General features: G+C 35.1%; 12 protein-coding genes. 3 read left to right on the forward strand and 9 right to left on the reverse strand.

Annotated elements, in window-relative coordinates:
• Positions 1 to 304 precede the first annotated feature (304 nt).
• Positions 305 to 2,779, reverse strand: a complete 2,475-nt coding sequence (locus ACT9TX_RS14235) for a M1 family aminopeptidase (RefSeq protein ID WP_481339214.1) — start codon at positions 2,777 to 2,779, stop codon at positions 305 to 307.
• Positions 2,780 to 2,794: 15 nt separating this feature from the next.
• Between ACT9TX_RS14235 and ACT9TX_RS14240 the strand changes: the two genes are divergently transcribed.
• Both ACT9TX_RS14240 and truA read left to right on the forward strand, forming a co-directional pair.
• Positions 2,795 to 3,964, forward strand: coding sequence for a hypothetical protein (locus tag ACT9TX_RS14240; protein ID WP_481339216.1), 1,170 nt, complete (start codon positions 2,795 to 2,797; stop codon positions 3,962 to 3,964).
• On the forward strand, positions 3,964 to 4,710 hold the full coding sequence (gene truA, locus ACT9TX_RS14245; RefSeq protein ID WP_481339218.1) for a tRNA pseudouridine(38-40) synthase TruA: 747 nt from the start codon (positions 3,964 to 3,966) through the stop codon (positions 4,708 to 4,710). The genes ACT9TX_RS14240 and truA overlap by 1 nt, the downstream gene beginning before the upstream one ends.
• Here the strand turns inward: truA and ACT9TX_RS14250 are convergent.
• The 8 genes from ACT9TX_RS14250 to ACT9TX_RS14285 form a co-directional block, all read right to left on the reverse strand.
• A complete protein-coding gene (locus ACT9TX_RS14250) occupies positions 4,707 to 5,939 on the reverse strand; it encodes an NAD(P)/FAD-dependent oxidoreductase (RefSeq protein ID WP_481339220.1) in 1,233 nt (410 codons plus the stop codon). The two genes, truA and ACT9TX_RS14250, sit on opposite strands and share 4 nt — an antisense overlap.
• A gap of 106 nt (positions 5,940 to 6,045) precedes the next feature.
• On the reverse strand, positions 6,046 to 6,975 hold the full coding sequence (locus tag ACT9TX_RS14255; RefSeq protein ID WP_481339222.1) for a malate dehydrogenase: 930 nt from the start codon (positions 6,973 to 6,975) through the stop codon (positions 6,046 to 6,048).
• Positions 6,976 to 7,209: 234 nt separating this feature from the next.
• On the reverse strand, positions 7,210 to 7,683 hold the full coding sequence (locus ACT9TX_RS14260; protein WP_481339224.1) for a hypothetical protein: 474 nt from the start codon (positions 7,681 to 7,683) through the stop codon (positions 7,210 to 7,212).
• Between the two features lie 23 nt (positions 7,684 to 7,706).
• A complete protein-coding gene (locus ACT9TX_RS14265; RefSeq protein WP_481339226.1) occupies positions 7,707 to 9,281 on the reverse strand; it encodes a murein L,D-transpeptidase catalytic domain-containing protein in 1,575 nt (524 codons plus the stop codon).
• A 330-nt stretch (positions 9,282 to 9,611) separates the two neighbouring features.
• Entirely contained in the window at positions 9,612 to 10,409 is a 798-nt protein-coding gene (locus ACT9TX_RS14270; RefSeq protein WP_481339228.1) for a hypothetical protein, read from the reverse strand.
• A gap of 60 nt (positions 10,410 to 10,469) precedes the next feature.
• Positions 10,470 to 11,390, reverse strand: coding sequence for a protein-glutamine glutaminase family protein (locus ACT9TX_RS14275; protein ID WP_481339230.1), 921 nt, complete (start codon positions 11,388 to 11,390; stop codon positions 10,470 to 10,472).
• Complete coding sequence (locus ACT9TX_RS14280; RefSeq protein ID WP_481339232.1) at positions 11,387 to 12,193, reverse strand: M43 family zinc metalloprotease; 807 nt, start codon at positions 12,191 to 12,193, stop codon at positions 11,387 to 11,389. The genes ACT9TX_RS14275 and ACT9TX_RS14280 overlap by 4 nt, the downstream gene beginning before the upstream one ends.
• Positions 12,194 to 12,346: 153 nt before the next feature.
• Positions 12,347 to 12,955 (reverse strand): fibronectin type III domain-containing protein, encoded by a 609-nt coding sequence (locus tag ACT9TX_RS14285; RefSeq protein WP_481339234.1) that lies wholly within the window; start codon positions 12,953 to 12,955, stop codon positions 12,347 to 12,349.
• Positions 12,956 to 13,476: 521 nt separating this feature from the next.
• Here ACT9TX_RS14285 and ACT9TX_RS14290 point away from each other — a divergent pair.
• Positions 13,477 to 14,226: a response regulator transcription factor gene (locus tag ACT9TX_RS14290; protein WP_481339236.1), complete on the forward strand. Its 750-nt coding sequence runs from the start codon at positions 13,477 to 13,479 to the stop codon at positions 14,224 to 14,226.
• Positions 14,227 to 14,439: the final 213 nt, after the last annotated feature.

Consider the following 14,439-nt stretch of genomic DNA (forward strand, 5'->3'; position numbering starts at 1 on the left):
GATAGTAGGTGGCAATTAATAGTCTACTAATTTAGGTGAGTTTTTATTAACTAGCTTACGTATATGAACTAGGGTAAGTGGCTTCTATAAGCAAGTACAGGCTTTTGTTTTGAGTTGTTATTTCAAAGAAGCTAAAAAAATATTTTTAATTATTAAAAAGAAAATATTCACAGTGAATGAAAAATGAGCCGCATGGAAACGATACTAAATAGTAGTACCAAAGCTGGTGACCAAAACAAAAAAAAGTTGCCAACCTGCAAGGGTTGGCAACTTTTGTATCTGTGTCTAAACCTTATAGGTTGGTTTATTTCAACTTTTCTTTTATGTAAGCCAATTGAATATCGATGGCTGCGGCATCTTGTGCTTTGGCTTTGTAGGCTTCTTTCTTTTTAGCCATTTCTTGTACGGCATTGTTAATTTGTGGTGCAGCACCGTATGGCGTTACTTTTTCTCTAAAGGCAATTATTTCATCTATACCTTTTTTAAAGTTATCGGTGTTGGTTACTTTGGCTAGGTAATCGATAAAGCTAAATGAGGCATTGAATTGCTCTTGCAAACCTTTTGCTTGTTTATAGCTATTAAGCATTTCGTCAAAATCTTTGTCGCCTTTGGTTAACACAACCACCGCATCTACAGAAGATTTTAAACGGCCTTTGTTGTCTTTAAGTAGGGCAGGCAATAAGCTAATGGCTTTCTCTTCGTCTAGCGCTACAATAGCATCTAAAGCTGCGCCTGCTACTGAGTAAGAACTATCCATTACAGCTTTTAAGTACAATGGTAGGTACTCTTTTTTCTCAGTTTTTGCCAATGCATCTATCGCATAGCTGCGTACCACTCTGTTTACATCGCTAGTAGCCATTTTTTCAATGGTAGCAAGGGTTGCAGCGTCTACATCTTTACCGCCTACTTGTAGCAAGCTGCGGTTACGTAGCTTGAAATAAGGGTCTTTTAAACCATCTTTTAGTAAGGCTAAAGCAGCAGGTTCTTTTTTGTTTTTAGTAGCAAAATCAATGGCTTCACGTCTATCTACAAAGTTGCCTGCGTATTTGTATTGGTGAATGTATTCAGCTAATGTTTTGTTCTCTTTTTTTTCCCAAAGCAAGTATTTATCGCCATCTACATTTATTAAATCGGGCTTAGTAGCTGCACTGAAAGTAAACGTGTCGGCTTTGTTTTCCATCCAAACGGTGCTTCTTGTTTTAGTAGCACCGTGGTAAATATCTATGTCAATTGGTAGTCTGAAAATTTTATCGCCTGCTTGTGTTTGCTTAATAAACACAGAAGCTTTTTGCGCCGCAGCATCGTAAGCGTAGCTAATTTCTACCTTAGGATGACCGCTACCAAAATACCATTGGTTAAAGTACCAATGCAAATCTTTACCACTTACTTGTTCCATTGCCAAGCGTAATTTATCTGGATTACCATTGCCAAATTTGTAAGTGTTTAGGTAAAGGTTTAGCGATTTAAAGAAAGCGCTATCGCCAATGTAGTGGCGCAACATATTTAAAATACGACCGCCTTTAGGGTAGCTTACATTGTCGAACACATCTTCTTTATCTGAATAGTAGTAACGTACAAGATCTTTTTTAGCATCAGCAGGATTGCCAAGGTAGCGCAACATTTGAGAGTTATTGTCTTCAAGTGCGGCATCTTTACCGTATTTGTATTCTTGCCATAAATACTCGCTGTAGTCAGCAAAAGATTCGTTTACAGTAATGTTGCTCCAGCTTTCAGCGGTTACATAATCACCAAACCATTGGTGAAATAGTTCGTGTGCAATCGTTCCTTCCCAGCTGTTGCCATCTAGTAATTCACGGGCATTTTGTTGTACACCTTCACCATGTAGGGTAGAGGTGGTATTTTCCATCGCACCACTTACGTAATCACGCCCTACTATTTGTGCGTATTTGTTCCAAGGAAAATCAACACCTGTTACTTTTTCGCTAAAGAATTTTATCATTTCTGGTGTTAGACCAAATATTTTTCTAGCTACTTTTTCGTACTCTTTTTCTACGTAGTAGCTTACTTCTTTGCCTTTGTAACTATCTTTTACAATGGCAAAATCGCCAATGCCCATGAACATTAAGTATGGTGCATGTGGTAGTTCCATTTTCCAGCAATCGGTTCTTGTACCGTCAGTATTTTTTATTTGAGAAACCAATCTTCCGTTACTAAGTGACACATATTTAGCAGGTACCGTTAAGCAAAACTCAGTCGTTGTTTTTTGGTTTGGCTTATCAATTGTAGGCACCCAAGCAGAGTTAGCTTCGGTTTCACCTTGCGTCCAAATTTGTGTTGGCTTGTTTTTTTCTTCGCCTGTTGGGTTAATGAAGTACAAACCTTTAGCATCACTAATAGCGGCACTACCTTTTACTTCAAGCTCGTTTGGTTTAGAAATATAGTCTATGTAAATGGTGTAAGCCTCGCCACCTTTGTAGGTTTTATCTAGCTTGATATTTAGGTATTCTTTGTTGTTGGTAAATTGTAGTGCCGTGTTTTTGCCAGCTTTTACAATTTCTAATTTGTTGATGGTAAGGCCTTTTGCATCTAATTGTAAGCTATCTGTTGCATAAAAATGAGGTTTCAATGTTAACCACACTTTACCATACATGTATTGTTTGGCATAGTCAAACTTTGCTTCAAGTTTGGTGTGTACTAGATCGTTTACTTTGGTGGCAAAAGCTCTGTATTGCTTTTTCCAAGTAGTGTCTTTAGCGGCAGGTTGTGCCATACTTACAAGCGACACCAATAGGCTTAGTGCTAATAATAGTTTCTTCATTCAAATAGTTTTATTGTGGTAAAGATAATTGCAAGACCTATAAATACGTTACAGATTGTAAGAAGTTACACAAACGCATTTTATATTACGCAAACGCATTTTACACGTAAGTTTGCATTAACGAATGTTACTACGATGAAGTTATTGATAACACTACTATTTATGGGCTGTTTGTTGGGTGTAGGCGCTACTGCACAGCAAAATGCCAACCACTTTATATATTTTCAATCAGAAACCAAAGAGCCATTTTATGTAATGCTGAATGGCACTAACTATAGTTCTAGTGTAAATGGCTATTTAATATTGCCAAAGCTAAAAAGTGGCGAAGTGAACTTTAAAGTAGGCTTTGCAAGAGATAAATATCCGGAGCAAAATTTTGCTACAACTATTACCAATAACGATTTAGGTTACTCATTAAGATTAAATGCTAGTAAGCAATGGGAGCTTTTTAATTTGCAAGATTTTTCTATTGTAAGCGCAGGCGCAAAGCCAGCAGCCTCTACTTTAAATACTACTACACAAGTACCAACTGTAACTAAGGCCGTAGAACCTGTAACACCAACAGTAGCTACTACAACTGCACCTATTTTAGATGTAGCAAAGCCTCAAATTACCACTGCTACAAAAGCTGATTCTACTTTAGCTAGTCAATTAAAAGATTTACCTAAACTAGCTGTAAATACTGATGGTACAATAAACACTTTGCCAAAAACTGGGGTTGCTACTAATGGTATAAAAAAACTATCTAGTATTATTTCAGAAACTGGTGTAACAGAAGTATACCTTGATAAGGGCGATACAGTACGTGTATTTATACCAAATGCAACTACTATAAAAGTTGATAGTGTGATAGCAGTAAGAACCAATGTAACCAATAAAGTAGATAAAAGTGTAAAGAACTGCACATTTGCCACCAACGATGATTTCTTAAAAACACGCTCTAAAATGGCAGCTGCTGAAGCTGAATATGAAATGCTTAATATTGGTGCACAAGCATTTAAAGACAAGTGTTTTTCAGTAGAGCAAGTGAAAAATTTGAGCTATTTATTGATAGACGAAGAAAACAAATTGAGCTTCTTTTTATATGCCCAAAAAACGGTGTACGATGCTTACAACTTTCCTTCCTTGCAGAAATTACTCAGCAAGCCCGACATTATTGAACAATTTAGAAAAGCCCTGCAATAATGCCTCGGTATTTTATAGAAGTAGCTTATAAAGGCACACATTATAGCGGTTTTCAAGTACAGCAAAATGCCATCACTATTCAGTCGGTGGTAGAAGATGCGTTGCAGATATTTTATCGTCAGCCATTGCAACTTACTTGTTCATCACGTACAGATGCAGGTGTACATGCACTGCAAAATTTTTACCATGTTGATACAGATTTACCATTGGATAAAAAAGTGTACAATTTAAATGCACTATTGCCAAATGATGTGGTGATTAAAAGCATTGCCCAAGTAAAAGACGATGTGCATGCAAGGTTTAGTGGCGAAGCAAGGGAATACAAATACTTTATTACCCAGGATAAAAACCCATTTTTAGAAGAAACAGCTTGGCGCTATGCTTTTCCTTTAGATGTAGTTGTTTTAAATGAATGTGCTGCTGTGCTGTTTGAGTATAAAGATTTTACCAGTTTTTCTAAAAAGCATACTCAAGTCAACAATTTTAATTGCGACATAATGCTTTCCCAATGGTTGTACGAGAACAATTGCTTGGTGTATAATGTAAAAGCCAACCGCTTTTTACGTGGTATGGTACGTGGCTTAGTTGGTACCATGTTGTTAGCTGGTAGGGGCAATATTTCTTTAGCAGATTTTAGAAAAATTATTGAAGCTAAAGACTGCACCAAAGCCAATTTTAGCACCCCTGCACATGGCTTGTTTTTGGTAAAAGTTACTTACCCAAGCAATATTTTTACCACTGTTTAATCTACTGTTATCTTCAACGTCTTGTTGTAGGCAGTATTTGTCCAAGCACTAATCTTATTTTCGTAAAAGCGTTTAAATAACGATGTTTTCAGCCACACATTATTTAACAGCCACATAGATATTTCTGCAATTTTATACTGTGAGAAAAAGTTATGTGCTTTAATCTCATCATCAAATAAGCGAAATACTTCACGGTTGTAATTGGCAAAAGTTTGTGCGCTAAAATCGTTTTTAGCAATAGCACTTTCAATGAATTCTGCTGCTATATAACCTGTAATCATGGCGTTACCAATGCCTTCACCGCTTGATGGCGAAATCATAGAACCTGCATCACCAGTTAACAAATAACCATCACCAGCTAAGTTTCTTCTTAGCGAAGCTAATGGCAAGCCCCAACCTTCTATTGGTGTTAGTGGGGTGGCATTTTTAAACCGATGTGCAATAGCAGCATCGCTCTCTATCATTTTTTGCATCTGCGTTCTAAAGTTGATGCCTTGCTTTGCTGCATATTTACTTATCATACCTAACCCTACGTTGGCTTCACCATTTGGTAATGGAAATATCCATAAGTAAGACATAGGCAGGTTGGTAGGAAAATAAATTTCCAATAAATTCTTCTCATGCATATCGGTAATACCTTGCCAGTATTGCCTTACAGCGCCTGCATAGTGGTTACGATCTATTTTACGTTCACCTAAATGTCTTAACAAAATACTGTGGTCACCATCTGCACCAATTACAAGGTCGCAGCAAATGGTATGTTCACCATCTTTATTTACAGCAGATAATAGCCACTTTTTACCATCACGTACGATGTTCACTATTTTAGTGCCACGCATAAACTGTGCAAACTGCGGGTTTATTTTTTGCACCAAAAAATTATCAAAATGTATGCGTTTACTTATAAAATACGAGCATTGATGTGGTTTGTCTGCATCTGGCTGATGCATAAAATCTTTCAATTTGCCATTAGGCATTATAGAGCGCAAACCCCATGAAGCCGTAAAATCTGGGTGATGAAAAATTTCTTTCTCAATTAAATCAGGGTCTATGTGGTTCAGCATTCTGATGGTTTTATAATCTAAACCATCACCACATATTTTATCTCTAGGAAATTCAGCTGCATCTACAATAGTATGTGCAATACCTTTTTTTGCTAAGAAAATAGACGTGCTTGCGCCAGCAGGCCCAGCACCAATAATGCAGATAGATGTTTGAAATGTTGCCAAAATGCTAAAAATTTAGATGCTAAATGTAAATAAAAAAGGTATCAAATACTGTTACGTAAATGATACCTTCTTTTTAATGTGTTATTCTATCAACAAATGTTGCAAACTATAAAGTCTTCAATACATCGTTCATGCTACGAACAGCGTCTGCGCTTTTGTTAAAGGCAGCTTGTTCGGCATCGCTTAGTGTAAAGTCTACAATTTTTTCCCAACCAGTTCTACCTAAAACGACAGGTACTACTAGTGAAATATCTTTTTGGCCATATTCACCATCTAAAGCCACACCACAAGAAATTAATTTTTTCTCGTCACGTAAAATGCTTTCTACCATTGCAGCAGTACCAGCACCTGGTGCATACCAAGCACTTGTGCCAATTAACTTGGTTAATGTAGCACCACCAACCATTGTGTCAGCTACTACTTTATCTTGTTGTTCTTGGGTTAAAAAGTTGGTTACAGGAATACTGTTCCAAGTAGCGTGTTTAATTAAAGGAATCATAGTCGTATCACCATGACCACCAATAACCACAGCGTTTAAGTCAGCAGGTGAACAACCCAAAGCTTGGCTTAAGTAGTATTTAAAACGAGCAGAATCTAACGCACCACCCATACCTAAAATTTTGTTTTTAGGCAAGCCAGAAGTTTGTAAGGTTAAGTAGTTCATTGTATCCATTGGGTTAGATACAACAATGATGATGGTATCAGGTGAATATTTTAAAATATTTTCAGTAACGCTTTTTACAATACCAGCATTTACACCAATTAGTTCTTCACGAGTCATACCTGGTTTACGAGGTAAGCCAGAAGTAATAACCACTACATCAGAATCTGCAGTAGCGGCATAATCGGCAGTAACGCCTTTAATTTTTGTATCAAAACCTAATAAAGCTGCAGTTTGCATCATGTCAATAGACTTACCTTCTGCAACGCCTTCTTTAATGTCTAACAATACCAATTCAGCAGCCAACTCTTTACGAGCAATGTTATCGGCACAAGTTGCGCCCACGGCACCAGCACCTACTACAGTAACTTTCATACAAGAAAATTTTATGGTTAAATGGAAATAATTTTTTGCGGTGCAAAAGTAAAGGGTAACAAGGTATTATAACGAATTAAAAACGGCAACGATTACGTGGGTTAATGTGTTGGTTGGTGGGGGGTAATGTTGACTAACAGTGTTAAGGATAACAAGCAAAACGTCCGAGGTTTTTAAAACCTCGGACGTTTGTACAGAACTAAGCTTAACTAATACCAATAATTGTAAAATAAATTACTTGATTTCATATACTGAAAACTTAATCCTGGTTTTGCTTTGTAGTGGATAATCCTTATTTAAAATGATTGATAAATATTTTGCTTCTACCATAACCTTTTTATTAGGCGAGTACATTGTATAAAAAGAATCACCAACCCCAATTTCAGCAGATTGTGTTTCGGTGTATTTGTCAGTATAATTAAATACACATTTTTTGTTTGATGGTGTGAATTTTACACACAAAAACTTAATCCCATATTGCGCAAACAAAGCTTCACTTTCTGTAGAGGCTTCACCGATTGGATGCTCTTCATTTACTGCGGTGTATGCTACCAAGTTTGAAGTGAATTCTGATATCAATTTACCTTTTTTTAGTTTAGCAACAGATGCCTGTTTTGACGGCTGTAGAATTGATTTTTTTGTAGTTGATTTTTGTGCTGAAGTACTCATGGATATAAGTAATGCAGTAGCTAAAAGTATATTTTTCATTTTTTCATTTTTTCTCTTATTTCTTAAGCGTGCCAAGCTAGTAAATAGGAACCGTCTCTTAAATTATCAATAACTTCCTTGCCATATTTAGGACTAACAACAAAACAGCCTAAAGACCTACCAGCTATTTCATCTGTTACATATTGACTTTGATGTATTACAATATACCTTTCTCTGGTATTGCTATTAGAAGATTCTAAGCCATCTAGATATAAAGAGCGGCCATTATTTCCGATATATGTCGTTCCCGTTTTGAAAATACCTAAGCAAGATTTATTAGAGTTAATTGTATTTGAAAATTCTGTTGCATACAAATCGCCTGAATTCTTTCCATGCGCAACACAGTAGCTTTTTACCTCCTCATTTTTTAAGTCAAATATAAAAAGCCGCTTTTCTGTCCGCGGTTTTGAGAAGTCGACTATTGCCCAAAAATTAGCCTTACTACTTTTATCATATCTAAATAACTCTTCTAACTTTTCCTTTTGACCAATTGTTTCAGCTTTATTAAGTGCAATTTGCTTTAAGCTATTAGTTTCAACCGATGTAATTATAGGAATAGTAATACTCGGTGGTGTAATTTCTAGATTTTCATCTACATACTTCTGTATGTTTTTTAATAAATCATCGCATTCTTTTTTAATTTGCAGCCCGTCATTATTATCACCAATTTTAATTACTGGATTCCAATGTGTTGCAATATTCCTTAAAGCTAATGCAGTAAATTCTAAAGCAAAAGCAGGCGATTCTTTAGAGATTCTTTGAAACTCCTTTCCTTCACCGTCTCCAAAATTTTCTAAATCTGCTTCTTTGCAATGTGCACCTTTAGAAAATAATTCTATGTATCCATCTTGACTAACTTTATACTTTTCAAATATTTCAAGAAGTAGATTTTCAGTTGAAGTGCTTACGGAACTTAATATGTCATAGCTTGTCTGAAATAAACCTGCTTCAGAATTTATTGAAGTTGGGTCTTTCTTTTTTGCGGGTTTACCCCAACCATTAAGTTTTCCTCTATCCCAACCACAACAATACCTTCCACTACTTTCCATTACGCCCAAACCAAACATAAGGACTATCAAGCCACGTAGTCTATCAGTATCAGTTGTCAGTTTATTTGCACAATTTTTATTGAGAATATTTTCAAACAGAAGTAAAGAATCTTTGTCTTTTAATGTATCTAATGGCTTAGATATTTCTTTTGCAATTTTTTCACCTTTTTTAATTCTTTCATAAAGATTGGCGAATACCAAACCTACGCCATAATAATAACCATAAGGTGCTTGACCTCTGTTACCATTTTCCCATCTAATTTTTGAAATTTTTGTTTTATCAACAATACTTGGAATTGCGAAAAAAGGGTTATTACTTAATTCACTTTCGACTTCAATGCCAATTAGATTTAGGGTTTCTGTATTAAGAATTCCATCGTCTGATAGGTTTTTGGATGATTGAAATTCGCTAATAGCTTTTTTTGTTAGGTTTCCAAATGATCCGTCGATGTTACCTAAACTATAACCAAGTTCGGTTAGTTTCATTTGAATGGTTTCAACATTCATTCCTTTATCTCCAAAAGTTGGGATAATTGATATTTGTTTCATAGATTTCTTGTTATAATTTTTGTTGTACAGTTGTTTTTAGCTAAACCCACAGTATTTTTTTTGGCTTTCTAGGCATTACTTTTGCTAATATGTAGTTGAAAAATTATTATATGCTTGTGCATCAACCTTTTTAAAACCACACTAATAATTTAAGTTATGCCTTCTTACCTTTAAAAACTATTACCTAAAAAACAAGTAACACCTTAGCACAGGTCGGCTATGCTGGATAGCCCCTCTAAAGACCTGCGCTAGTGGGGAGAAAAACCCTTTTTATTTATATAGGCAACATGCCTTTTGGAACATGTTGCCAAGCTGAGTAATTGATTTTATTTAATTTTTTAGTGAATAGTCTAATGAAAACTTTACAATAGGATCCTTCAATAATGAAATACTTGAATTATTCGTATATTGATAAACTCCAAGTTTTAAATTAATTACCTTATTTATTTCAATACCTGCATCTATTGAATAACCAAGTAAGTAATTCTTATCTATAGAAGAATTTCCAAATATTTTTTGCAAGTTTCCTTTACTTGATATAGAACTAATAACCTTTGCTTGTACATAGAATATACCCATATTGTTTGGGTCGGTAGGTGTCCATGCACCTGTTTGGAAAAATAGGCCAAGATTAGCAAAACCATTGAAAAAATTTACATTCTCTTGAGTTAAACTATCTTTCCCATTCATTGTTCTACCTCCTAATTGATAAGCAAATTTTAACTTGGTGATGCTTTCACTTTTAATCAGATTTTGTAGCCCATTGAATGAAAGGTTGATTGTTCCCCCAATTGGATTTAACAGATTTGATACAGTAGTCTTGTTAAGTTTATCTCCTCCAAAAGCGTTTCCTGCAGTTCCAGTATAAATAAAAAATGGTAAATAAAATTTATTTTGCTCACCAATATTTATTCTCAGAAGCCTTGCGGATGCTTGAATGTTTCCATCTGAAAGAAAGTCAACAAAGCCGTTTTTTAGAAATTGAATATTGTCCTCGTTTGTAGTTATTGAGGAGTCTAAAAAATTTCTTGTTTTTTTTGAATAGTCAATGTCAACAATTTGAGCTTTACTACAAAAGAATATTGACAAAAACATAATTGTTAATAGTGTTTTAGTGATTGTCTGCATATAGTTGAAGTTTTGTTTTGAAATTATTACAACACAAATACAATTTTGCTTGCTGTTTTGTTAGTTACATTTTTTACATCTTGGTCGAAGAAAATTTAAAGTGTAACTATTATAGCTGTAGTCGCCTTTGTCTTCATAAAAGTATCTCGTTTTATGACTGCCATGACCTTGATAATTCCAACTATAAAACTTTGAATCTACAATATACGTTGTGTCTATTTTGGAATAATTTGAGCAATTAATTTGTGCATTCTTCCATTCTTCTATTGTTACAGGTTTTGTGAATAATGAAGGGTCAATAACCTTTGCTGTAATTGCACCATTACTGTCAATTTCGTTAACTAAAGGTGCTACGTGCCACCCCCAATCAATACATGCTTCTCCGCAACTTTCTGAATTCTTTGCATGTAGTGAGCCAAATAAAAATATTTTCTTACTTTCCAAATGAAATGAATCCTCTATATAATATCGCATAAGGTGAGCTCGTGCCTGACATCCGTTAGCTTTATATTGAAATGTTATACAAGGCATTGTTCCATTTTGGCATGTACTTGAATTTTTGCATGATAAACTAACTAAAAAGCTAAATAGTCTTTCTAAGTCTGGGTGCGATATACTATTGTTAAGCCCTATGCCAATTTTGTCCAATGCACCTGTCTGAACTTCTGTAGTGATAGAAGGTGGGATAGATAAAAAAGCAACTTCATTTTTATTTTTATCTCCATTTTTAATAGTAATTATTTTACATGAAATGAGAGTATTGTTTTTTGTATTATAGGTTAGTGCGATTGGTTTATTTAAGTCAATTGCCTTTTTGAATATTGTATTTAAATTTTTGGGGTATTTAAGGGACATACTTAAATTAACAAAGGAAATTCTTGTTGTTGAATAATCCGCTATAAAAGCAGTATCAGTTTCAGTTTGGCTTAAAACATTTTGCCAAAAAATCAATAAAATTGCTATTGTTATAATAATTTTCATAGTGTAAAGTTTTTATTATTTATAATATAATTTCTCATTCTTTGAACTTGTCCTATTGTAAAAAAGTATCTGCAACTACTATAATCCATGTAATTCATGAACATTGTGGAATGTCTGAATTCTATATTAGGAAAGTGTGGGCAATAAAAGTTATGCTTTTTTTGAGAAGGTGTGTCTTTTACATAATCATTTTCAAAAATATGGTGTAGGTTAAACCAATGACCTGTTTCATGAGTTAATGTGCGGCTACCATTAAAAACCTTTTTATAGTTAATTACAATCCCATCATGATTAGGATTGCTTTCTGATGGCGTATATGCATTAGTATTAACATTGCAGATATAAACATTCAAATAAGATTTGTTATCAATAATTGGACTTTCTTCAAAAGTTCTCCTCTGTCGTACTTTAAACTGTGAAGTGTTCGTAAATTGTCTAATTATTCCTGTCGTTGGCGTTCCGTTTGGTAGTTTATTAGCCAAAATGAAATTTACATTGGGTTTACCAATTAAACTTTGAAATTCAATAGGAACAGCTGTTAAATCGTTATTTAAATTTAGAAAGTCGTTATGTAAAGTTGCCAATATTCCTTTAATCAAACTGTCAGGAATATTTTCTTGGTCAAGATGGTGTAGCACATGAAAAATTACAGGAACTGTCCACGTTTGATTTGATTCAGGTTTTATTTGCGTGATATTTTTTGTTTTAGACTTGCTACGATTTTTTGTATCGCATTTATTGCTTTGTCCAAATATAGAATTTGAAAAAAAGATTAAAGCCAAAAAGATTAAATTTCTAATCATTTTGATTGTGGGTTTAAAATGGTAAAAAAATGGCAAAGCTTAAAAGTTGTAGTATTTTATAATTTATAGGTTTTAAAAGTATTTTTTATCTTAAATATGCTTCCTATAACGGGCGCATTAGTCAGAATCTCCCTTATAAGATCCTTCCCCTCTCTACCTCACCAATCCCTTCGCAGGGTCGCTCCAAGGGCCTTGGCCTTTGGCACCAATAGCGGCTACACGTAGCCATAGTTTGGTGGCGGTAGGTAGGCCAGTTAAGGTAATGGTGCTTTTGGTGCTTTCGCCAGCAGGTTGCCAGTTGGTGCTGCCATCAGGGCTTTTTTCTATTTTATACACACGGCTTTTGTCTACTTTATCCCAACTTACTATTAGTTCACCTTCATTAATACCTGTTTCAAGTGTTAAGCCTATTACTTGTACCAAGGGCTGTGCGGTGTTGTTGTTCTCTTTAACCTCTAAGCCACTGCTGCGTATAATGGTTTCATCGCCTTTACTGGCAAACTGTACATAGGCTACAAACAATACAATAACCGCATCTAGTGCTGCTTCAGCAGTTTTTGCTGCGGCTTTTTTGGTTTTTCCACCATCTGCTGCCTCGTTAAAGGCCGTTTCTAGGGTAGTAGCGGCGGTATTTATTTCTGTAGGGTTAGGGTCGGGGCTGGCAAAATTGGTATTGCCTGTTAATTGTTTTGCATAAAAGCGGGCTCTTACAATTTTCTCTGCGGTAGTTAGTTTGTAAAAGCTAGATACTGCGGTAGCCATAACTAATTGATTTTTATTGTTGTATAATTGTAATTTCACCACATAGGCATATAGCCACATAGTATAAAATCATTTTAATAGCGTACTAATTATTGTAATTAGTCAACTATTTGCTCTAATTAGCTTGCTAATTGCTTTAACTAGTGTGCTATTTGTTATAATTAGCTTGCTATTTATAAAAATTAGTAAGCTAATAAATTTTAGTAGCATACTATTGGGTTAAAGTAGCTTGCTAATTGGTATAAGTAGCATGCTATTTTGCCTAAGTAGTCAACTATTTTATCCAATCACCTCACTGTTTCCAATTATTAGCTCACTGCTTTATTGTGCTACTAGTCTTTATGTTGTTATTTGTTCTACCTTGCTTGTAATGCCTGTCGTTGTGGTGATAATTGGTCTACAGTATCTTATTATCATTTTGGTGATGTAAACTTAATATTGGTTTTTGTATTAAAAAATGGTGGATATCCACCATTTTTTATATTTTTATGTGCCTGATACTATACCAAACACTGCAAACCATGATAAACGTAGCTATTGTAGAAGATAATTTACTACATGCTGATTATATCTATTCCATTGTATCGGCATTTAAAAACTGTAAAGTACAGGTAGAAAAAACGGATGCTTTTGAGTTTTTACGTTACTGCGCAAGTGAAAAGCAATTACCAGATATCGCACTAGTAGATTTAGAAATGCGTGGTATGGATGGCGTTTCTTTAACCGATTATCTCACTACTTATCACCCCTCTATTAAGGTACTAGCATTAAGCAGCCATCTGCATATAGAAGCTGTTGAAGATATGCTTAGCTGTGGTGCTAAAGGTTATGTTGTAAAGCTTTTTCCCGATTTAAAGCGTTTTGAAGCATTGCCGGGCAACGTATATATGGTGCATTTAGAAGAGGCTATTAACATTATTGCAAATGACGGCTATTATATAGACCCATACATCATTAACAGTGCTAACAACAAGTACCACACATTTGATATAGAACAACTAGTAGCAAAGCGACAGGCAGAGAATGAAAGGGCTGCATCGCTTGGACTTACTAAACGTGAAAAAATGATGAGTAGCTTGTATGCATCTGCAAGTGGTACCAAGCAACAAGCCATTGCTAGTGTGCTTAATATTTCTACCAATACGCTAGATAAACAAATACAATCTGCTTCTGCCAAACTGAATGTAAATAATAGGCAGATGTTTACCGTACGCAGTATCTCGCTAGGTATTATAAAAATTGCAAGAGGCTTGGTGGGTAAAAGGGGGTGAGGTTTATTGATAGAAACACGGATGGCACAGATCCGATAGCTATCGGATGGGTGGATAAAAGCAGATTTCTTTATCATCAAAGGCTGCGTAAAATGCTTGGCTTCTTGTTCCGCTAGGAACAACTGGTTGGTGGAATACGGATGGGTGGATAAAAGCAGATTTCTTCATCATCAAAGGCTGCGTAAAATGCTTGGTTTCTTGTTCCGCTAGGAA

This window comes from Parasediminibacterium sp. HNIBRBA5674 (genome assembly GCF_056745525.1).